Origin of the sequence: Methanosaeta sp. UBA356 (assembly GCF_002496465.1) — an archaeon.
Classification (GTDB): Archaea; Halobacteriota; Methanosarcinia; order Methanotrichales; family Methanotrichaceae; genus Methanothrix; species Methanothrix soehngenii.
In genome coordinates this window covers 1-21,361 of the sequence record NZ_DAKC01000018.1, presented here as the reverse complement: position 1 = coordinate 21,361, position 21,361 = coordinate 1, and the positions used below count along the sequence as shown (strand labels likewise).

The 21,361-nt window shown below is 47.2% G+C and carries 23 protein-coding genes and 1 tRNA gene; 15 read left to right on the top strand and 9 right to left on the bottom strand.

Going from position 1 to position 21,361, the window contains the following annotated elements:
• Positions 1–83: 83 nt before the first annotated feature.
• Positions 84–659: a DNA-binding response regulator gene (locus tag BP727_RS00985; RefSeq protein WP_273271610.1), complete on the top strand. Its 576-nt coding sequence runs from the start codon at positions 84–86 to the stop codon at positions 657–659.
• Between the two features lie 374 nt (positions 660–1,033).
• The gene (locus tag BP727_RS00980; protein WP_013720299.1) at positions 1,034–1,276 is read left to right on the top strand and encodes a winged helix-turn-helix domain-containing protein; all 243 of its coding nucleotides are present in this window, start codon (positions 1,034–1,036) and stop codon (positions 1,274–1,276) included.
• A 37-nt stretch (positions 1,277–1,313) separates the two neighbouring features.
• Here BP727_RS00980 and BP727_RS00975 read toward each other — a convergent pair whose 3' ends face one another.
• The 4 genes from BP727_RS00975 to BP727_RS00960 form a co-directional block, all read right to left on the bottom strand.
• Positions 1,314–2,333 (bottom strand): THUMP domain-containing protein, encoded by a 1,020-nt coding sequence (locus BP727_RS00975; RefSeq protein ID WP_273278500.1) that lies wholly within the window; start codon positions 2,331–2,333, stop codon positions 1,314–1,316.
• Positions 2,334–2,339: 6 nt separating this feature from the next.
• On the bottom strand, positions 2,340–3,425 hold the full coding sequence (locus BP727_RS00970; RefSeq protein ID WP_013720301.1) for a phosphotransferase family protein: 1,086 nt from the start codon (positions 3,423–3,425) through the stop codon (positions 2,340–2,342).
• 19 nt (positions 3,426–3,444) lie between these two features.
• Positions 3,445–4,701: an adenosylhomocysteinase gene (locus tag BP727_RS00965; RefSeq protein WP_286856917.1), complete on the bottom strand. Its 1,257-nt coding sequence runs from the start codon at positions 4,699–4,701 to the stop codon at positions 3,445–3,447.
• A gap of 604 nt (positions 4,702–5,305) precedes the next feature.
• Positions 5,306–6,550, bottom strand: a complete 1,245-nt coding sequence (locus BP727_RS00960) for an amidohydrolase (RefSeq protein WP_273278502.1) — start codon at positions 6,548–6,550, stop codon at positions 5,306–5,308.
• Between the two features lie 129 nt (positions 6,551–6,679).
• Here BP727_RS00960 and BP727_RS00955 point away from each other — a divergent pair.
• From BP727_RS00955 to BP727_RS00945, 3 genes are all read left to right on the top strand, one after another.
• Positions 6,680–6,798 (top strand) — tRNA-Ser (locus BP727_RS00955).
• 57 nt (positions 6,799–6,855) lie between these two features.
• Positions 6,856–7,365 (top strand): hypothetical protein, encoded by a 510-nt coding sequence (locus tag BP727_RS00950; protein ID WP_286856913.1) that lies wholly within the window; start codon positions 6,856–6,858, stop codon positions 7,363–7,365.
• Complete coding sequence (locus BP727_RS00945; RefSeq protein ID WP_286856910.1) at positions 7,362–8,324, top strand: tyrosine-type recombinase/integrase; 963 nt, start codon at positions 7,362–7,364, stop codon at positions 8,322–8,324. The genes BP727_RS00950 and BP727_RS00945 overlap by 4 nt, the downstream gene beginning before the upstream one ends.
• On the opposite strand, the gene BP727_RS00940 is transcribed toward BP727_RS00945, so the two are convergent.
• Positions 8,325–9,653, bottom strand: a complete 1,329-nt coding sequence (locus tag BP727_RS00940; RefSeq protein ID WP_286856908.1) for a hypothetical protein — start codon at positions 9,651–9,653, stop codon at positions 8,325–8,327.
• Positions 9,654–9,719: 66 nt separating this feature from the next.
• On the opposite strand from BP727_RS00940, the gene BP727_RS00935 reads away from it, so the two are divergent.
• From BP727_RS00935 to BP727_RS00905, 7 genes are all read left to right on the top strand, one after another.
• A complete protein-coding gene (locus BP727_RS00935) occupies positions 9,720–9,899 on the top strand; it encodes a hypothetical protein (RefSeq protein WP_286856906.1) in 180 nt (59 codons plus the stop codon).
• Positions 9,896–10,207, top strand: coding sequence for a hypothetical protein (locus BP727_RS00930; RefSeq protein ID WP_286856903.1), 312 nt, complete (start codon positions 9,896–9,898; stop codon positions 10,205–10,207). The genes BP727_RS00935 and BP727_RS00930 overlap by 4 nt, the downstream gene beginning before the upstream one ends.
• Positions 10,208–10,239: 32 nt before the next feature.
• Entirely contained in the window at positions 10,240–13,338 is a 3,099-nt protein-coding gene (locus BP727_RS00925; RefSeq protein ID WP_286856900.1) for a bifunctional DNA primase/polymerase, read from the top strand.
• Positions 13,339–13,973: 635 nt separating this feature from the next.
• Positions 13,974–14,153: a hypothetical protein gene (locus BP727_RS00920; protein ID WP_286856897.1), complete on the top strand. Its 180-nt coding sequence runs from the start codon at positions 13,974–13,976 to the stop codon at positions 14,151–14,153.
• Between the two features lie 188 nt (positions 14,154–14,341).
• Positions 14,342–14,725, top strand: coding sequence for a hypothetical protein (locus BP727_RS00915; protein ID WP_286856895.1), 384 nt, complete (start codon positions 14,342–14,344; stop codon positions 14,723–14,725).
• Between the two features lie 5 nt (positions 14,726–14,730).
• On the top strand, positions 14,731–15,606 hold the full coding sequence (locus BP727_RS00910; protein WP_286856893.1) for an ArdC family protein: 876 nt from the start codon (positions 14,731–14,733) through the stop codon (positions 15,604–15,606).
• 447 nt (positions 15,607–16,053) lie between these two features.
• Positions 16,054–16,320 (top strand): nitroreductase family protein, encoded by a 267-nt coding sequence (locus tag BP727_RS00905; RefSeq protein WP_286856891.1) that lies wholly within the window; start codon positions 16,054–16,056, stop codon positions 16,318–16,320.
• A 630-nt stretch (positions 16,321–16,950) separates the two neighbouring features.
• Here the strand turns inward: BP727_RS00905 and BP727_RS00900 are convergent.
• Together BP727_RS00900 and BP727_RS00895 are read right to left on the bottom strand one after the other, a co-directional pair.
• Positions 16,951–17,088 carry a hypothetical protein gene (locus tag BP727_RS00900; protein WP_286856889.1) on the bottom strand — a complete coding sequence of 46 codons (138 nt, stop codon included), beginning with the start codon at positions 17,086–17,088 and terminating at the stop codon, positions 16,951–16,953.
• Positions 17,089–17,194: 106 nt separating this feature from the next.
• The gene (locus BP727_RS00895; protein ID WP_286856887.1) at positions 17,195–17,599 is read right to left on the bottom strand and encodes a hypothetical protein; all 405 of its coding nucleotides are present in this window, start codon (positions 17,597–17,599) and stop codon (positions 17,195–17,197) included.
• Positions 17,600–17,699: 100 nt separating this feature from the next.
• Between BP727_RS00895 and BP727_RS00890 the strand changes: the two genes are divergently transcribed.
• A complete protein-coding gene (locus BP727_RS00890) occupies positions 17,700–18,698 on the top strand; it encodes a hypothetical protein (protein ID WP_286856885.1) in 999 nt (332 codons plus the stop codon).
• A 319-nt stretch (positions 18,699–19,017) separates the two neighbouring features.
• Here BP727_RS00890 and BP727_RS00885 read toward each other — a convergent pair whose 3' ends face one another.
• Positions 19,018–19,170: a hypothetical protein gene (locus BP727_RS00885; RefSeq protein ID WP_286856884.1), complete on the bottom strand. Its 153-nt coding sequence runs from the start codon at positions 19,168–19,170 to the stop codon at positions 19,018–19,020.
• A gap of 90 nt (positions 19,171–19,260) precedes the next feature.
• Between BP727_RS00885 and BP727_RS00880 the strand changes: the two genes are divergently transcribed.
• Both BP727_RS00880 and BP727_RS00875 read left to right on the top strand, forming a co-directional pair.
• A complete protein-coding gene (locus tag BP727_RS00880; protein WP_286856882.1) occupies positions 19,261–19,506 on the top strand; it encodes a hypothetical protein in 246 nt (81 codons plus the stop codon).
• Entirely contained in the window at positions 19,503–19,670 is a 168-nt protein-coding gene (locus BP727_RS00875; protein WP_286856880.1) for a hypothetical protein, read from the top strand. The genes BP727_RS00880 and BP727_RS00875 overlap by 4 nt, the downstream gene beginning before the upstream one ends.
• 15 nt (positions 19,671–19,685) lie before the next feature.
• Here the strand turns inward: BP727_RS00875 and BP727_RS00870 are convergent.
• Positions 19,686–21,361: tetratricopeptide repeat protein (locus BP727_RS00870; RefSeq protein ID WP_286856878.1), on the bottom strand; the 1,676-nt coding region annotated here is incomplete at its 5' end.

Here is a 21,361-nt window from a genome sequence, read left to right as displayed (position 1 = left end):
TAATCAATCGAAATCTCTTTATACCATTAGCCAAGGTGATTGTTGAGGGGTGAGTATCTAAAATGAGTGGTAGGACTGATCAGTTGCGTGACCTCGTACTCAAGATTGGCGCCACCACCAAGGTCGTGGAAAAGCAGGCTACCCGGCATGGCAGCCTCCGGGGAAGCGGCGAGATTGAACAAGCCCTTTTGGGAGTAGTAAGGGAGATGATAAAGCAATACAACATCCAGACGAAACTGACTCCTGAACAGTTATCCTCTGTGGTAAGACTTTTCTATAAAGGATTGAGCGATACTGAGATTGCCGAGCAGTTGGGCGACAGAGCCCTCAATAAAACCGTCAGTCGAGCGAGAATAAAGCTTCACCTCTTCAGGGAGACAGATCTGAAACCACCATTTGATAAAGACGAGTTTATTCGCCTTGCAGAGGCCAACCGATCGGTCAAGGATATGGCCGAAGCCCTTCGCGTAGCTCCTTCAACGATTTCCGAATACAGGAATATCTTCGACAGCCAGAAGGCATCGGAGAGAGATGGCTACACTAAAAGGTTTTTGGAGATCCTATCCGATCAGGATGTCTCTGAGCGCATGGTCACCGTCCACACCGAGGATGGCCTGCAAGATACCATCGATACTGATTATGAAGCGGCAGAGGCCTAGTACCTCTGCTTAATTCTTTAAATTACCAAGTTATAAATTTATCAATACATTTTATAACACTTTATAATTAATACTCATTAACGATTGTATCTCTTGACTCATATCAGTATTAATATCCACCGTAGTGTATATAATATAAAATTTGGGGAAAATTTGCAATTATATTATATTTCTTTTTATATATTATATTATTTATATATTAATTAATGCTTTTGCTGATATCAGATTCGGATCTATCTACCATATCATTGATCCACCAGATTTATATCCTATTTTAGACCATATAATTGTTGCTGGCCACAACAAAATAGTTAAATTGAGCTAAATTTGTCTCAATCTTTTTAAAAAAAAGGTAATGGTGTAGGAGGGAGTCGATGAAGCGGAGCAAGGATTTAATTATATCCCAGATATTGCTCGTTTGTGCCAAGGGAGCAAATAAGACCAAGATAGTATATCAGGCGAATCTCAACTTCAGAACGGTGGATCCGTATTTGAAGCTTCTAATGGAGAGAGGTCTGATAAATGCCAAGAGAGAGCCTAATCTGATCTATCAGACCACGGAGAAGGGCGAAGAGTTGCTGGGGAGCTTGAAAGCGATCCAAAGGGAGATATACTAGACATATCTCCTCGCTTGCATCTGCAAGATAGCATATCCTAAATGCTATCTTTGCCTTCTTCCCTCTGGCAGAGGAATATGTGGCGGATTAGGCTGCGGTGCACCCTATCCAAATGGCTTTGAATGACTCTGAATCCGGCATTTGATATCTGGGAGTCAATCGGGCCATCGGCTACGATAACCATGCGTCTGCCAGGTCTTATCACACGAAATAGCTCCGATAGACTCTCTTTTAAGAGATCCTCCTTGGAAGAGGCGAGGATCCTGGCAGACCTTCCATAAGGAATGTCGAGCACTGCACCGTAGATAGAAGCATCCTTCAGAGCAAGGCGTTTGGCATCGCCTAATACCAGGGCGCAATTCATATTCTCCAGGTTGCATATTGCCCCCTTCACCAGCCGGCCTTGAGCCTCTATCCCCAGGCACTCTATGCCCATCAGACAGGCCTCAACCAGAATCCCGCATGTTCCGGCAAACGGGTCGAGCAGCCGCTCCCCAGCTCGGATCTGAGTTAGATTGACCAAAGAGCGGGCCATGCGGGGCATGAGGACTCCGGGATGAAAAAACGGCTTCAGGTGGGGACGGCGGGCCTCAAAGGAGCTGCGATCTATCCTTGCCACTTCCACTCCCAGGATTATCTTGCCGCTTGTGATAACTGCTCTCAGCTCTATATTGGGGCTTTTCAGGTCTGCCCGGATGCCTTTTCCCAAGAGCACCCTTCCTATCTCGTGCTCCACAGCATCCGCCCTGGGAGAAGCGTTCTTGATCCTCCTTGCCCGAATCCTGTAGCTCTCATCGGGAAGGGAGAGGAGGGCAACGGATCTGGCAAGATCCTCGAGGTCTGCCTCGCATATCGCCATGACCTCGATGATCCGGTGGGTCATTGCCAGCCGATCTCCTAAAGCCCGAACATCCAGGCCCTCGGCCTCGACTATCAGGCACTGGTCCAGATAGGATTGCTCACGATAGCGGTCGGAGAAGATCTCCACCAGTGCAATAGCCTCACATCTGGGCAGAGACTCATGCTCTCCAGAGAGCTCGAAGGCATATCTCTTCATTCTTTTTTAGTCCAGATAGGAGTTCACATCCCGATAATTGAACCGCTCTGTTGCCAGAACGTTCTCCAGGAAGTTGAAGAGAGCCCTTCGAACATCGTCCGAGAGCAATGGATACCAGGTTGGACTGGCCACGACAGTCGCCCGGAAGGCAAAGAATGGGGCTATGACCTCTAAGAGTTCATCGTCGCCGGTCTTATCCAGGTAGTTCTCAAAGAACAGCTCGAACAGGTCCTTGAGGTCTCCGGTCAAACGCAGGCTCTTTTGCACTGAGTAGAAAATGTAGTTCATGGCGAGAGCAGTGATGTCATCCGCCGCTTCGCCCCACTCCCCCCGGCTCCGATCGAGTACGGAGAAATCGGTGCCTTCCCGGAACATGATATTCCAGGGATGGAAGTCGCCATGGACCATGGATAAGCGGTGGACTTTGCTGCGAAGCTTCCAGCGCCATTCCACGCAGACCTTCTCGATCTCCTGCAGCTCATCGGGATCCAGGAAGGTGCTGCTATCGGGATAGTCGTCCAGGATGCCGAATATGCATTCTCCGTCTCCCACGGTCTCTCTGATCTTGCGCTGGTATAAGGGCGGGCAATCCTCCTTTGTGGCATGGATCTGGGCCAGATAGCTGGAGAGGGCAATGACCCGATCATGATCCAGGTCTGTTGCTCCCTCCTCTTTGACTCTTTCCAGGTCGAAGAAGTACTCCTTTCCCTCGATCTTCTCCATGAGGAGGAAATACTCGCAGGCATCGCCAGCAGAGACCAGCCTTCCATCCGGGGTGAAGTAGCCCACGTCCAAAGATCGGACGTGCTTGGGAAGGCTAGCGAATGTGGCATTCTGCCAGATTAGGATCCTCGCCCGGTCTGAGAAGTGGTCGTGGCCGAAGCCATGCTGCACCCGCATGGTGGAGAGAACGCAGGATGCCTTTTTGCCCGAGAGCTTATAGTCCACCATCAGGGGCGATCCATATCCGAATCCCTTTACATCCTCCGCCGTGGGAATGGTCTCCCCCAGCTTTCGAACCGATACGATGGAAAGGCCCTTACCATACAGGCTCCTCAGATAGGCCTCCAGATTTTCCCTTAACAGATCCATAGCCATTCCCCTCTTATCATCAGGTTCCCATCTGCCAGCTGTGCAGGTACTTCTCCTGTTCTGCGGTGAGCTTCTCCGTCTCCAGGCCCATGGAGGCGAGCTTCAGCTCAGCCACTCTCCGGTCGATCTCCACAGGAACAGAGTAGACCGACTTTTTCAGGCTTCGGCCTTGCTCCACAATGTAGCGCACTGAGAGCGCCTGGTTGGCAAAGGACATGTCCATGACCTCTGGGGGGTGGCCATAGGCCGCAGCCAGGTTGATCAGGCGGCCCTCTGCCAGCAGATAAAGCCTGCGGCCGTCGGGGAGCTTATACTCGGTGACGTTATTTTGTATCTCATTCTTCTCCCCGGCCATCTTCTCCAGGGCAGGGATATCGATCTCCACATTGAAGTGGCCGCTGTTGGCGACGATTGCCTGATCCTTCATAAGGGCGAAGTGCTCTTTTCTTAACACATTGATGTTGCCGGTGAGGGTGACGAACAGGTCTCCCAGGGGAGCAGCCTGTCCCAGCGGCATGACCCTGTAGCCGTCCATGGCTGCCTCTAAAGCTTTGCGCGGCTCGATCTCAATGACGATGACGTTTGCTCCCAACCCCTTGGCCCTCATGGCAAATCCCCGGCCGCACCAGCCGTAGCCGCATACGACCACCGTCTTGCCGGCAAAGAGGAAGTTTGTGGCCTGCATGATGCCATGCAATGTGCTCTGTCCAGTGCCGTAGCGGTTATCGAACATCATCTTGGTCTCGGCATCGTTGACCGCTATCACCGGATAGAGCAGAGCCTTATCTTCGGCCATGGCCCGGAGGCGGACGACGCCGGTGGTGGTCTCCTCGCAGCCGCCTAACATCTGAGCGGCAAGCTCCGGAAGCTCCTTGTGGATTATGGCTATGGTGTCTGCGCCGTCGTCCAGGCTTACATTGGGCTTGAGCTCCAGGGCTTTTTTTATGCAGTCGTAGTACTCAGTCTCATTCTCTCCCCGGAAGGCATAGACGAAGAGGCCCCGGGCGGCCAGGGCTGCAGCCACTTCGTCCTGGGTGGAGAGGGGATTGGAGCCCGTCACCGCCACCTCTGCCCCCCCTGCCACCAGGGTGGTGATAAGGTTGGCCGTCTCCACAGTCACATGCAGACAGGCGACTATGCGAGCGCCCTTCAGGGGTTTCTCCTTCTCGAACTCCTCCTTTATCCTGTCCAGTACCGGCATATGCCTGCGGGCCCATTCGATACGCTTCTCTCCTGCTTCTGCTAAGGCAAGATCCTTGACCACGCTCTCCTGCAAAATATCACCTTGAATTCTCTTAGCTTGACTGATCTGCTTGATCAATTTGTTGATACTTAAACCCAACCCCGGCCTTGCCAGGGGCTTTTGCATCTGTCAAATTCAGGTTATGGGCCTTGAAGCCTCTTTGGGCTGATATTTTGATTCGGACAGGTTGCCATTCCATGGGGCGGTTCAGCAGCTTCCTGATTGCCGGGCAGTCGCGCAGGCAGGCATCCCGCCTCGGGCTATGGCGGCGTGAGATGGAATTCTCTCCCAAGCTATGATTTCTGTCCGCGTCGCCCTCTTCCATCAGGGCGGCAGGCTCGCCCCCCTTCGCGGGATGAGGACGAAGTGGGGAGAGTGATCCAGAGGATGGGGTTTCCTTGCTGTTCAGCACGGGTGAGCTTGGCAGTGGATCTATCTTTATGCCTCCATGCTATTTGGTATGGGTGAACTTGAATCGGAAATTCTCTGTTTCTTTTGTGCCTCAGTGGTGAAACGCCATGCACTGACCCAACCACAGAGGCGCAGAGGAACAAAAGACCATAGTCCCTGCCTTAACTCACCCGCATAATTCAGCGAAGAGCCAAGAGAAAGTCCCACTTATGTTGCACGAAATGGTCTAATCCTCAGATGTCAGCCTAATGAATCGCTGCTGCGCTTTTTCCAGGATCTCCTCTTCTCCAGGGATGATGCCGTTTTGCATCAGCACCCGTCCGTTGACGATGGTGGTGTCCACTCCTCCCGCCATGCTGTAGACCAGATGGGATACGATATTCGACTGCGGATAAAACCAGGGTTTTTTCAGGTCGATCAGGGCCAGGTCGGCATTGGCGCCGACTGATATTCCGTTGTTCAATCCGAATGCCTGATAGGCGTTATCTGTGGCGAACTGCCATATCTGCTCTGCAGTGAATGCGGCAGGGGTGTGGTAGGCATTCTTTTGCACTATGGCCGTGACCTTCATATCCTCAAATAGGCTTAGGTTGTTATTGCTGCATGCGCTGTCCGTTCCCAGGCAGACGTTAACCCCGGCTTTCATCAGGGTGTTTAGGGGGGCAATGCCCGAGGCTAACTTCAGGTTGCTCGCCGTGCATGAGACTACATTGGCCTTTCTCTTCTCCAATAGATAACAGTCCTCTTCAGAAAGCCAGACGCAGTGGATGGCCGTAAGGCGGCTATTCAAAAGGCCGAGCGAGTCCAGATACTCCACCGGGCTTTTGCCCCGGCTTAGCAAGAATTCATCCACCTCCTTCCGGGTCTCAGAGATGTGCATATGGACCATAGCCTGGTGCCTGTCCGCGATCTCTCCTGCCCGGAGAAGGGTCTCCTCAGAGCAGGTGTAAGCGGCGTGGGGGCCCACAGCCGGCCTTATCAGCTCGTCGTCCTTCCAACGCTGGATGAAGGGCTCCACCTGAGACAATAGCTCGGGCAACATGTCGAAGACGACGCCTGAGATAAAACCCCGCAGCCCCATCTCCTTTGTGGCCTGAGCTGTCACATCCGGGAAGTAGTACATATCATTGTAGCAGGTGATGCCGAATCTGATCAGCTCCAGGCAGCCGAGCTTCACTCCCCAATAGACATCCTCCTCTGTTAACCTGGCCTCCAGGGGCCAGATCTTCTCCTCCAGCCACGGCATCAGCTCCATGTCGTCGGCATAGCCTCGCAGGAGGCTCATGGCCAGGTGGGTGTGGCAGTTTACGAGGCCGGGGATCGCCAGCTTCCCCTTGCCCTCTATCTCCTCATCGCCACGCTCTTTTTGCAGTTCAGGGCCGATCTGCTCGATCTTGCCCTCCTTGGTTCTGATATCCTGCCCCGGCACGAGATGCCCGGACTGGAGTATGGAGACATTCTTTATGAGCATCCGAGAAAAATTGGCTCTGAAGATAAAAAAGATTGTCGATTTGACAGATAAAGTGTAGGTTTTTGGGCCGGCCTTTAAAGGTGGGGTATCGTCAGGCTTAAGATCTATCGATTCCAAGCATGAGGGCGTGCTGAGGTAGCCAAGCGGCCTACGGCGCTGGTCTTGAGCTTTCGTCCTCTTTCCAGGAGGGCGGAACGGGCAAACCAGTGGTGCATCGCACCTCGTGAGTTCAAATCTCACCCTCAGCGCTATTTTACGGGTAATTTTTAAATAGCATCAAGTACATTTATTCTTTTGGTGATCCTGTGGTCAAGCCCGACAAATCCAGATATGTATGGCTATACCTCCCTTCTCAAAATGATAAGACACGATGGTCAGAGCTGGCGGAAAAAGCAAAGGTGCCGCTCTCAAAGTTCATTATTGAGATCGTTGAGAATGCTCTGGCGGAAGAGTCTGATCTAAAGCCGCGCGGAGAGATTGTCAAAGAGCTATCCCGCCTCAAAGAAGAGAACAAAAAGATGGCCGATGATCTGAGGCTTAAGAATATAGTTTTGGAAAATTATGAAAAAGAGCTTAAACGTTATCGCAGCGAGCCCTTCTTGATCGATGAATTCCAAGGTTCTCGAAAATACAGCAAGGAGCTTATCGCACTTTTAAAGCAGCATGAGACCATCGACAGTTACAGGATATTAGAAAAACTTGGAATAGAGCCTAAAGAGTCAGATCTCGTAAGAGGGATATCTTCCGAGCTGGAAGCGCTTGAAAACTATAATCTGATTACTTCTACACCTCGCGGCTGGAAGTGGATAGGATGAGCAGAAGCAGGAGCAAGACATCAAAAGGGACCAAAGACCCCTCAAGAGAGCTAATAGAGAGCTTTCAGAAGGATTGCCTCATCCGAGGTCTGACGCCAGAATCTACTGTGAGATATATTTCGACCATGAGAATATTTGACGGCTTTCTTCAAGAGAGGGGAGTCGATCTCTTGGAGGTGGAGGGATCTGTACTCAGGGATTGGTTGGAATATCTGCGCATCGAGAGAAAGGTTTCACAAAAGACTTTGGAGAACTATTTCACAGAAATAAGTAGCTTCTATGAATTCGCATTGTATGAAGGATTGATTTCTGCAAACCCCGTTGCCGCTGTAAGGAAGAGATACATTCGCCGCTATAAGAACTGTGATGAGGGGCACACCCATAAGCTAATTTCAGAAGAGGAAATGGGGCGGCTGATCAATGCAACTATGGATATAAGAGATCGAGCCATCATAACCATGTTCGCTAAAACAGGCATAAGAAGGAGAGAGCTTATCGCCCTTGATGTGGATGACGTTGATTTCGTCGAACAGAGCATCACTCTTAAACCCACCGCTAAAAGGACGAACAGGACTGTCTTCTTCGATGGAGAGACAGCCATAATCCTTCGGCGCTGGATTAGAGCACGAGAGGGAAGGAATCCTAATGACTCTAAGGCCCTTTTCCTGAGCAGTAAAGGGGATAGATTAGAACGCACCGGGATATCTCATATGGTAGTCAAAGCTGCTGAACGCATGGGTTTTCACGATTCAAATTCGGACCGCATGGAGGATCATTTCTCGCCGCATTGCTGTCGCCATTGGTTCACGACCCATCTCAGGCGCGCAGGAATGCCTCGCGAATTTATTCAGGAGCTTCGCGGCGATGTAAGAAAGGAGGCCATAGATATCTATGACCATATCGATAAAAAGGAGCTAAGGGAGAGCTATCTTGCCCATGTGCCGCAATTGGGGATATGATCATTCCCGTTCATCTTCTTTCTTGAGTTTGGCCAATCTGGATTCAAGCTCTGCCATAATTTCATTAAAAGGTATGGCATCATCCCTTATTCCAAGGTCGCTAAAGGTCACACATGGTCTTAAGGAATCAAACGGATTGTCCATTAATTCGTCATCAAACTTGTGATCCCCTGCGTAAACAAAAGTACGTGGAATAGAACCCTTCCATAGGATGCTTCTTTCAACACTGTCAGAAAGGAGTGGTTTGTCTCGTTCAAGGTCGATTATGCTATACGAAAATCCATCACTCGTTATGTGGTAATTTCCAGGTTCTTGCACGCACTTCTCAGCAAAATAATAACAATAATCAAAACGAGTGCTGGCAACGTTCCAATAAAGTATCATCTGTTTTGTAATGGATTCTATATATTTTTTCTCAGGAGGATCGAAACTGAAAAGTTCAAAGAGAATATCCGGGAAAAATTCATATATTACTGCTGCGCGTTGGGACAAGAGATCTAGGCTGTTACCTTTAAGCAGATATGCTGAATTATATATGCGTTGAAATTGTTGAGATATAAGGAGATGCAATGTCCCATTGACAGGATACGAGGTAAAAGGGCTCAAGTAGTTATCGCAAACCAAAAATTCTCTTAGACCTTTAGTGATGACATTCCTTTCATAAAGATTATTGAGTCCTTCTTTAACGCTCTTATGAATATTTTTTCTATAAAATTGAACGGCTTCAGCTGTTTGAAGGTATCCAAGTATTTCGATATGCTTTAATTTTTTGGAGGATAGGTTTTCATGAATTTTATTTAGCTCCTCGGATAGATTAACATTTTTCGTGCTTTTCGGATCCATTTTATGCGGTTTTATTTCTGATATGTTTATTTGAATATTTCTCGCAAATTCATCGTATTCTTTCTTAGTGACAGGCAGATTCAATAATGATGTTGTCGCTTCTTTTTTGAAGTTAAAATCAATTAACTTATCATTAATTAAATCAAAAACTTCAACGATACCTCTCTTTTCTATCATATAACTCATATAATTTGAATTAATCAGCGTTTTTATGTCAGACATATAGTATCCGTTAAGAATTTCCTTAAACGGCTTCGATTTGGTTGATAAACGATAATTCTTTCCATCTTTCATCCGCTTTTCGAATAATATTCCTGCTTTACTGAGTGCTCTTAATGCTTCAGTGATTTCAGTTTCACCAGTTAGCGGCCTCATATAATCTTTCAAGTTTCGGCGGTAGTTTATGAATTCACTAGGCCTTACTAAGAGATAATCAATCACTAGCTTGTTATTTTTGAACTCAAGGATATTTTTATATTTTTTCATATAACCTACTTAGTCAGGTTTATCTTTATCTATATAACTACATTCATCCTTAATAATGGTTTCTATATGGCTACACTTGTTGTGAACCTTGATGAGAAGCTTTTGCTGGAGTTCAGGAGCTTTGCAGCAGCAAAACATGGCAGGCTTTACAATGCTCTTAAGCCAGAAGTTGAAGTCGCGCTAAGGAATCATCTGCAAAACCAGAAAGACAAGGGAAAATCGGGAGAAGAGAGTGATAAACTATGATAAGTTCTTTAAAAAAGCCATATCACCTCTCCTACTTCGAAGAAGCAGTAGGAATCCTTCATGAACTCATTGAACAAGACAGCATTCTCTATATTCAAATTGGGCAAATCATACTAGCTCTGCCACCGAGTTTGATACAAGGTCTCAAACCACTGATCAATCAAAAGATAGCGATTTTGCACACTGATATCCCAGAGAAACAATATCTTCTCAGGATTCTCGATCAAGATCCAACTTCCTGCGAGAAAGCATCAATCTCAGAAGGATTGCATATCGATAAAAAAATGCACTCAGGGTTGCCGCCCTGAGTTTTTGATACTTAATTTAAGGTGATATTAATATGGAATCTCTAAATATAAAAGATTTGCGTTCAGACCGACCATCAAAACGAATAGCAATACCCTGCCAGCTGAGCAAACATAATGGACTGAAATACGTCCTATTGAAAAATAGGAACAAGATACCAATTGAACGCGACTGGCAAGGTAGGAATAACTATTCTGCCAACAGCCCAAAATTGCTGGAACACATTGCTGCAGGGAAAAACTACGGAATCGCGTGTGGATATGGCGGTTTAATTGTCTTCGACAGTGATAACGAAGATCGCCTCCAGGAATTGGGCGTTTTCGAGAAGCTTGCCAGGACCTTTACTGTGCAAACCGGGGGCGGAGGTACGCACAGGTACTATCTCTGCCCTGAATGGGGGCTAAAAAAAATATTATTGGACCCCGACCTGAGAGATCTCAGGCACCCAGACAAGCCATTGCATCTTGGCGAGATCCAGTGCAAGGGACAGCAGGTCGTGGGCCCAGGAAGCATTCATCCAAATGGCAACCGATATGAGGTGGTTGATGACAGCGAGATTGCCACAATTTCCAAAAAGCTGCTGCTGGAAGCAATTGCGGGAGTAAAAACAAGCGAGAAGAGGCAAAAAGCGAAAGTTCAGAAAGCACAGAAAACTCAGAAACCTGAGAAATCAAATGAACATCGAATGCCCTCCTTCTGTGACGAGATCAAGATTCAGGATATTGCCTGGCCTGGTGGAGACGTACAGAAGAGAGAGGGACGAAATGGGATGGAATACTTCGGTTCGCATCCTATGCACGGTTCCACGACAGGGAAAAACTTCCATATAAACGTTGACAAGAACACTTGGTATTGCCATCGTTGTGGCTCTGGCGGCGGTCCGCTGGAGTGGCTAGCCGTAAAATCGGGATTTATCTCTTGTGGAGAGGCTGGGCCGGGATGTCTTAGAGGAGAGCTTTTTAGGCGGGTGCTGGATGTAGCACGAGAATTAGGCTACAAAATCCCAGCCAGAAGTCAATCGTCCGGCCAAATCGATCTCATAGAGAACAGGATCATCGTCGATAAGCTGCCGGAGGATCTACCGACAGAACCGATTATTGTGATAAAAGGGCCTCCGAGGATAGGAAAGACCTATTGGGCTGCCAAGCAGTTGGTAAAAGCTAGAGAAGGGAACTACATCACCCACAGGCATTCCATAGTCGAACATGCCATCGAAGCATTCCGCAAGGAAGGAGGGCAATGTGCCGTGTGGCTGGAAGGGAAACACAGGCAAGGGATGTGCCGGAAAGAGCGGCCAAATTGCTCCAATTGTGAGTTTTGCCCTCACGACAAGCACAGTTTCATGGGGCTCAAAGAGACTGCATCAAAATTATTATTCCAGCACATGATCTTAATAAAGGATCTAGTTCCATATGACCTCTGCCCTTACTACATTCTCAGGTTAGCAGAAGAGTCCGCCAATTATTGTTTTACCGTGGTAGACTTCATAGAGGACATACAGCAAAGGTCATTGACTGTATTGGATGAAGATCCCACTCTAGCGCACTTCTATCCATTGTCAGCTGAGCTGTTCCGATTCAAAAAGGCGAGAAATGAATATAAAATCGACAATAGTTTGGGCAAAGCCTTCGATCAGGTATCTCCGATAAGAACTGCCATAAGCGAGAAGGATCGACCCAGAGAAGAGGATAAATCCCTGCTGTGGGCAATAGATACGTTAGGAGGTATCAATGAGTCGATCAATATCACTATGAGTAGCAAATGCGATCCGGAGCAGTGCTATGAGCAAATGGCCAATGAGCTTGCTTCAATAGAATGCAAATTTTGTCCCGATATAAAGAAAAAAGCACTCCGGAAGCTTGACGACTATCACATCCTAGAACCGAACTCGAAAAATGATATCAAAAAATTAATTTCTACAGCTCTATATTCATATCCGAAAAAGCCATTGCACCTGATATCATCCGGAGGAAGCGGATATAGTTCGGTGTATCTAATAGGTGATGCCAGTACCCCAGTTATTGATATGGGATGGACAGACACCGCAAAGGCACCGGGCCACAAGATCCTGATCATTGGAAATACTCTGGCAGAACTGTTTGGAAAATCACTAGGCAATGCTGTTGTACTTGAGATTCAAGAGTTCAAGTATCGCAAGAATTACGTTGTAGTGGCAATCGACAGCAGTGATGAAGATGCTTATCGAGGACATGTGAAGAACCAAAGACTGAAGATTAGGAAGATTATGAAGGCAGTGGCAGATGATCCAGATAGTAAAACTCGGCGGCCAATAATGGCGCTAGTGGGGTCAAAAGAGCATCAGGACATGCTGATGAGATCGCTGGGTGGTATTGCTCATGCATCGCAGGAGGAAGGAGAGATGGGCCAACAGTGGAATTATCGGGGCGGTTATGTCAACATTTTCTACCAGAATTCGGTTGTCTCACGCGGCCTCGATGTAGCTCAGTATAATGTGATTTGCGTGCATGATACGGACTTTGTTCAACCATACTGGGACGCGGCCAGTGATGCAGGCGATGAGAACGCAGGGGCTGTATTAAACTCGATCATGATGGATGAAACCACAAACTCTGTGCTACGCATCTCTCCTATAATGGGTGGTAATGAACTCCAGCCAAAGATAGTGATCATAAACCGAGCAGACCTCTGGAAGGTTCGATATCTCGACGAACAAGTTGTTGGTGGGCAACAAGGCGGACGAACACCGGATATTAGTTACATCGCCAGGGTGATCACTGAGAATAATCTTACAGGTACTGCACAGCTTGTGAATGGAGGCATTTCCATCGACAGCACGTTATCGAGACCCGGATGGGAAGAAGCTGTGAAAGATGGCAAGCTGACGGTGTATTTCAAACTTGAGCTGGACCGGATGAAGGCGAAGGGCAACTTCACCGCGGAAGAGTTAACAGATGCCATGGACAGGGTTATCAATATTTTAAAGAACGCAGGAAGAGACAAATGGTTATCTGTCTCAGACATGAGAAATAATGGCTTGAAGTGCAAAAATAGCTTGATAAGTCCTGCTCTCAGTGAATTATATTATGATGGTAAAATCAAGAAAAATGAGCAAAGAAGGAAAAGTGGTTGGTCAATAAGTGATAAAATATAGTTCGACAAGATGTTTTACCAGCTACCGGTTTTTCGTTTTTCTGCCTCGCAGAATAGCGGCGAAAAATCAGCGTGAGTCATATATGACTCAAGGTCATGGGGCTACAGAAAACAAGAGCAGCATTCCACCCCCGAAACCGTTAGCTGGTAAACATAGTACAAATCGCATTGTCCGTTTTATTTTACCCCGCAGATTTTATCCGCGACTTTGGCGGATAAAAGCGATATATTTTTCAGGCTCGGGTCGTGAATTGACTATGGATTGGTATTTAGGCAAGCCGCAGAATTAGGCCTTATTGAGTGCTGATTTGCCCAGAATGTCCTCTCTCGGGGCGTGTCCGAGAGATCGCAATCGGTAATCGAGTTCCAGAAACTTAAACCTATTTTAGGATCACGACCAACAACAAAGAAAGACGAAAAACCAGCTTTCTCAATGCAATTGCAGTGTGTTCCATGCAGATCTCGTGATAGTCTATTTTTATCGAAAGCAAGCCCTGCAACGCCCAACTAATCACAGCAGACAACCAACATGAGGAATATTGATTTCGCGTAAATATCTGCAAATTTGAAGAGAGGACTTTTTTTGATCTCCGCAAGACGGCTTTTAAATGTATATATAAATCAGAGGTATCAAATGTGAATATCTTTGGCAAAATCGATAACATCAGACAGTATTTGGTTATGTATACATTTTTCCCAGGATTTTCGGTTTTTTTGTTTTCTATTATAGGGCTGGGGAGAAATGAGACGATAGGGGAGGAACAAGAGAAAAGATGGGGGATGAAGAGAATGAAAAAGGGAGAACAAGGTAAGTGATAGAGACGAATGAGGGAGTGCATAAGGGGAACTGAGACAAAGAAGAGAAAAGTCATGTTGATAACAGAGTTGCCGTACGAGCTTATCGATTCCCGCGATATATCCAGTCTGATTTGTTTATGAATCTGTTTTCGGTTGATCAGGAGTCCTGATTATGATTCCTAGCCCAGCGGTTTCTGCCGGGGTGAATGACTACTAGAGTATTGTTTAGTGCCCCGGTGACTCAAAGCACCGAGGCAATCGAATCGCTGTTGAAATACCTTGGCAAGCCAACTGTCCCGCTTCCCGATGTGGTCGAGCTCTTGGACATGGTGCTGGTTCTGAACAACAGGAAAGATGCATACTACATCACCACTGCCCAATCATGCAGTTGCCCGTCTGCCGCATACCGGCCTGGCCAGAAATGCAAGCACCAGCGGCGGTATTTCCCAGGAACTAATGCACCTGGGCATGTCACGGCCGAGACATCGGATAGCATCCGCCCCAGCGGGAAGTGGCCTGGCGGGTTCAACGGCCCTGTAGACATTGACACGATCAATGCCAAGATCGCATTGGATCAGAAGGAGGCCTGAGGACCATGGCCAACGACGTATATACTCAGGTAAATGACCGCATCCTTGCAGCCCTAGAACAGGGAATCATCCCCTGGAAACGCCCCTGGACTGGTCAGATGCCCACAAATTATGACAGCGGCAAACAGTATCGGGGGGTGAACATCCTGACCCTTGGTATCGCCGAGATGGTCAGGGGCTACTCATCTCAGTATTGGCTGACCTTTCGGCAGGCTCAAAAGCACGGAGGGCACATCAAGAGAGGCGAGAAGGCCACCTACATTGTATTTTCAGATAAGAATGTCAGGGAAGTCGAAAAGGAAGATGGAACAAAAGAGCTGAAGGTCTATCATTTTATTAAGTCCTTCCCTGTGTTCAATTGGGATCAGACCGATGGCGTACCCAGGAAGGAGGCAGGTGCAGCCCTGGACCCAGATCGAGATCTGATTGAGGCATGCGATGCTGTCCTCTCAAAGATGCCAAACCCGCCCGCCTACAGGGAGAGCGGGAGTTCGGCCTATTACAAACCAAGGGAAGACCTCGTAAACCTGCCACCAATGGATACATTCCGGACGACATATGGATATATTGCTACGAAATTCCACGAATATGGCCACAGCACCGGCCATAAGTCAAGGCTGAACCGCTCGGGGGTCATGGGCGCTGCGTCATTCGGCGGCGAAGAATACAGCTTCGAGGAGCTGGTTGCTGAGCTGACATCAGCTTATCTGTGTGCCGGCAATGGGATCGACAATACTCTAGAGAATTCTTCGGCGTATATACAGAACTGGCTGAGCGTTCTAAAAGACGACAAAATCATGTTTCTAAAGGCCAGCGGAAAGGCGGCGGCTGCGGTTGAATATATATGTGGCAAGGAGGCAGGAACAACGCCTGCCTCTTAAATTTTCTATTTTATGATTATATTATCAAAAATAACCACATTCCTTGAATAATACTGCTAAATCGATAATAGTTGAGCCGTTTGAGGAGCGGCTTGATGGGGCGACGGACTCACTACACGCATATGCCATCGGCCAAAGGCTATTCTGACGGCACATAATCAGTCATGCGGAGAGATGTATATAGGGCATATCGCCCAGCATAGGATCGTTTTCTGGGATAGTCTTTTGCCCTTCAGGGAGGTCGGTACTGGTCAGGGGCTCGGGATCTTCTGCCGCATATGCTTCGCATGACGCGCTTCGCGATGCAGGAGTGCTGCTATGCTTTTTTGGTCAATTCGATCTGTGGTCCTTTCAGCAAAGGACAACAAAATCCGTAGGCCGGCAAGGAGCTGGTTGGCAGGCCCTTGCGAACGGGGCCGCTAATATCATGACCTGCGGGCCAGCACTGTGACCATTGCAGTAGATCACATGAGCCTGGCAGCGATAGAAGAGGGTCTGGGCACATGCTGGATTGGGGAGTTCAAAGAGGACAAAGTCAAGGAGATCCTGAATATACCAGAAAATATCCGTGTGATCGTGATGCTCGCCCTGGGCTATCCAGCCAAGGCCCCTGCGGCTAGGCTGCGGAAGAAGCTGGTGGAGATAGTGGCCTATGGTGGATGGCGGAGCTGGCCCCCTGGGGTTCCCGTTTCTTTCTTAGGCGGCTCGGTTTGATTTCAGAGAGGGATGATGTCCAAAAATTTTTCGGAAAAAAAGACGAAAAAACGCCTATAATAGGAGCAACGAAAAATAGCGATTTGATACCGATAACACGCATCTTATAACTAATATTTAAATAAATTATATATTAAATTTATATATCTATTTCGTATAGAACTGAATAAAATATTTATATGAAATAATTTTGTAATCACCAAGGCAAAGAGGTGCTAGGTGCAGTGGCTAATGGCTAGGCAATTCGCCTGTGAAGATAGTCATTGCACGTTAGAATGATATCAACTTTTGATTGATCTGCGGAGTGAGAGCTTGATGGATAGCATTACGCGGTATGTGTCTGCCATATTTCTTCTGGATGACCTTCTCGATGTCCCTTGCTCCAATTTTTGCTCTTGTGTTCTAGGATTATGTATTTAACTCTTGCAGATGTCGGCTTTAAACTTTGTTTAATCTGCCCGCCCATACTTCCTGCAAGTGATTGGGATGACGCTGCTGCGCTGGAGGCTTAATAGAGGTGCAGCTCCATGAAGCATAGAATAGCGATAGGCTTGGATCAGGAGCTTATTTGAAGCTGGATCGCCCAACATTTCTGGATTTGGCGACTCGATATTGGCTTTGCGAATGATCTCAAAATGGAAGATAGAATCGCCTCTGCTCGATCTCTCCCCCCTCAATATTGGTAGCTGCAAGAACATCTCCATCAAGTGAGTCCACACGCCACAAGCGGCTGCGGAGCTCCACGATGTCCCCCACCTTTGCATCCAAGACCTACACCAATTAAAGGGTTGGCGAGAGCGTATTAAGGGATGACGGTCCGGCCTCCTGTAAGAAACTGCTTCATGATCAATTTTTTACTTATCTCTCGCGGGACTCACCTGCATTCCCCGCTCCTCGCCCAGGTCCACCTGATATCCATCCCCTTTTTCGATCCTCTTGAGCCAGCGTATATAATGCACAGCAGCTCCAGGGCGGAGAAGGTCCTCCCCGGCAGCGACCACAGGACATGGGTCTTCTTGGGGTCGTTGATGTCCGGCTCATAATGCCCCAGCATGCCGATCTCGAAGGCGACCTCCCGGACCTCATTCAGCGATTTCCCAGAGAACAGCCGCATGGCATCCAGCAGATAGAAGACCGCATCCATCCTCGGCCCACAGGCCTTGATTTCGCGGGCGGCAATCTCTCGCAGGCCGTTCCCGGCCAGACTGCGCAGCTCCTCGGGTACCTCCATCTCCAATTCCGCCTTGAAAAGCTTCTGGGCCAGCTCGATGTCTCCCATCTCCATAGAAGCGAAGGCGCGGATGTAAACGGTCTGCAGTCCTGAGGATCAATTATCATATCATTGCAAAGGACTCTCATTCACGAACTTTTTTATTCTTATGACCAAAGGGCTTTTTATTCATATGCGCCTCTATGCAGCCACAAGGATGGATATGGCAACTGAAATTGGCTATACCGATTGGATATCAGCGATTGCAGCAGCCTTTGCCTGCATTGCTACCTTCATCTTGGCCATTATTGCATGGAGACAGTCTACTATTTCCAGTCGACAAACAACCATTATTCAAAGGCAAACGGATATTTTCGAAAGACAGGCAGGATATCAAGGACAACAGACAACCATATCGAAACAACAAGCTGGAATCATGGAAAAACAAACAGATATTTATGATCAACAACTGGCAATCATAAAGGATCAAGAAGCCGACCGAAAAAATGCTGCTATGAGAGCAGATCTGATTATTGCATCAAGGGCCGAGGGGGATAAGGTTCTCGATATGATCATCGAGAATAAAGGGCCTGGATGGGCACGAGAGATTCAAGTATATATCGATGGGTATCCACTTCAAGAATACCCTTCAGAAATATGTAGACTTCTGCCAGGATCTACGGCACAAAATGAAATTGGACCTGGTAATAAACTAGATTTCCTATTAGAATTTCCAGGAGATAATCCTCCAACAAATCTCCGAATAGATTTTAGTTGGATTTCGGATAATGGCATGCGTAACAGTAATCTAGGGTTCATAATTCCTCGTCAAAAACTAGAAGCTTACAAGCAGGGATGGGAAATTCCTAAGAGTATAGTCAATAATGGGCCTCGAATTGATGCTTACTCGAAATTTATGGAGCTGATGTCAATACGTCCAATAAATGCGTGGTATGCGCAATATAAGATAGTGCCACAATTGGAGACAATTCAATTATACTCTTCTCCAGAGGTAAAGAGAATTGCGGAAAAAATACATGGTTGGGCTAGAACTGAAATGAATACTAGGGGTAGATCACCGAATTTGCCTGATTTTATAGATAGAATAAATAATGAATTGAAACCGATTATAAAAAAGGAACTTGAAGATCTTCAATCGAGTCAATGAAGTCATAGCCAAGGAAATCATGGAATGATGATGCACCATTGTGCCCAAGATTTATTACAAAGTTCTGGGGCTTGAGAAGGCCAATGTGGCCGGGGCGGAGAGCTTCACGTCCGACCACTGCTGATGTTGATATCATCTGGATGTTTTTGAAGAATAATAAATGCAGGGATTGGGGGCTGAGGGATGTGCGTCTTGCCTAAGGAAGTGTCTGATCCCGAGATTCGTAAGCTTAATGCTATTCAGGCTTTCAAGGGATGAGATTCTAGCATCCTTGTGGCATCTAAATCAATTCTAGACAGACAATTAATCGCCTTCTTTTTCACCTTCGCCTCCTTGCAGCCCTCTCATATCCCCAGAGCACCTGTTCTCCATCATAGAAATCGAACTCTGCCCGGCCGTCTCCCTCCTCCCCAAGACCTTCAGCATCCTGGTCGCCCCGGTGGAAGTCCTGGCCGGCGCCATCAACAGCCACCCGGAATTGCAGCGCGGCAAGATCCTCTTCATCTGCGGCAACTACTCCCGCATCCTCAGCCGCCTAAATCGCAACATCATCTAGCTGGATGTGCGCCGCGCCTTTACCTCCTTTCAGCTTATGACCATCCTGGAGGAGAACTACCACAGCTTCTTGATCGTGGAGCACGACCCCCTGCTCTATGAGGGCTTCCTGGAGATGGTGGGCTACCTAGCTCAGGTCCTCAAGCAGATCTCCAGGGAGACCGCGGTCCTGCTCTGCACCCCCTATCTGGACTCACCAGCTACAAGAAATGTGGCAAGAGCTGGCCGATCGGGTGTTCTGCATCTACAATGAGCCAGCTGTGGCAAAAGGCCAGGGCAAGGCTGAGGCAAGGACGACAGGGTAGCAAAGGACACTGGAGGCGTACTCGTGAAGTGGCCCTGGCAGCGGGCACAGGCCAAGCCAATCGAGCCCAGGCGAGCGAGCATCAGAGGCTGGCGATAATGGACGACAACTGACGAGAACGGATAAGATCAAGGAGGCCGAGAGAGCGCTGAGCTAGGATTTGCTTTGTACCCAAAAGCTTTGGCCTTTTCGTAGGCTGCATCGGCTTCCTGAAATCGACCGCGTAGCTTAAGAGCAATGGCTTTATAATGCCAAACCTCCGCAAAATCAGGTTTCAGTTTAGTGGCTTGGTCATAAGCCAATATTGTTTCATCAATTTTGCCTAATTTTTCAAGTGCAATTCCTTTATTGTACCAAGCATCTGCAAATTCTGGCTTCAGGTTAGTGACCATATCAAAAGCAAATAACGCTTCTTCATTCCTGCATAGATTACCAAGATTAAGTCCCTTGTTATACCAAGCAGCAGTGAAATCAGGTTTCAGTTTAGTGGCTTGGTCATAAGCCAATATTGCTTCATCAATTTTGCCTAATTTTTCAAGTGCAATTCCTTTGTTGTACCAAGCATCTGCAAATTCTGGCTTCAGGTTAGTGACCATATCAAAAGCAAATAGCGCATCTCCGTATCTACGAAGCTTCAGGAAGGCTTTTCCTTTATTATACCACGCACTTGAATGTTTCGGGCTCTTCTTGATAGCTTTGTCATAAGCTCTGATGGAGTCCTCATATTTGCCGAGATTGTACAGAGCGATTCCTTTATTGTTGAATGCACCTGCATGTTTTGGATTTAGCTTGATGATCCTATCGAAAGAATGCAGGGCTTCTCCATGGATACAAAGCCCAGAGAGTGTAATTCCTTTGTTTACTTCATCCGCGATAGATTTATCAATAGCATCGATAGCAAGAACTCTATTCTTCTGAACGATTATGTCATACGGATTAATATCGATCGCTTTGTTATACGATTTTATGGCTTTGCCATAATCGCCTTGCTCAAATAGAGCATAACCTTTATTGTTCCAGGCATCTGAATACAGTGGGTCAAACTCAATGGCTTTGTCATAAGCATGAACTGCTTCATCAACATTTCCCAGAGCTTTAAAGGCATTACCTTTACCAAACCAAAACATTGCGGTGTCTGGTTCCAAAGCTATGGCTCTATTAAAATTTTCAGTTGCATCCTCGTAAACCTTGGATGCAGCATTATGCTCGTTATTAGCAGCCAGAGCATCGCCTTTGCCTATAAGGGCAATGCCTAGATTAGCCCACGCGCGTGGGTTGCTCGGATCTAATCTTATCGCCTCATTGGATGCGTTTATAGCCTCGTCGTATTCTCCTATGCTAAGCAAAGCATTTCCTTTATTACTCCAAGCACCAATAAGCTCAGGATTTTGTCCATAATTTAATTTTGTATATAATTCTACTGCGGTTTGAATAGCCTTAATAGCATGCGGGAGGAGATCTGTACTGTAATGTGCATTTTCATCTTTTCCTAAATCTTTTGCTATATTTAAGAGGATATTGCCTTTGGTCATCCATGCATTAGCATATTCTTGAACTGCTTTAGCTTCCTCTGGCGTTCCCTTTTTCCAAGTTGCCTGGTACTTTATACCGAGATCCACCGCGGTCTCTATAACGTCAAGTGCTTTTATTAAATAGGATCTAGCACCACTATTGCCTTGTTTTGATAAAATCTCTCCGCGTTCGAATAAAGCATTTGCTTTGTTAATATAACATTTGATTGACTGCGAATCGATATTTATAGCCTTTTCATAAGCCTGAAGGGAATCATGGTATTTCTTTTTCT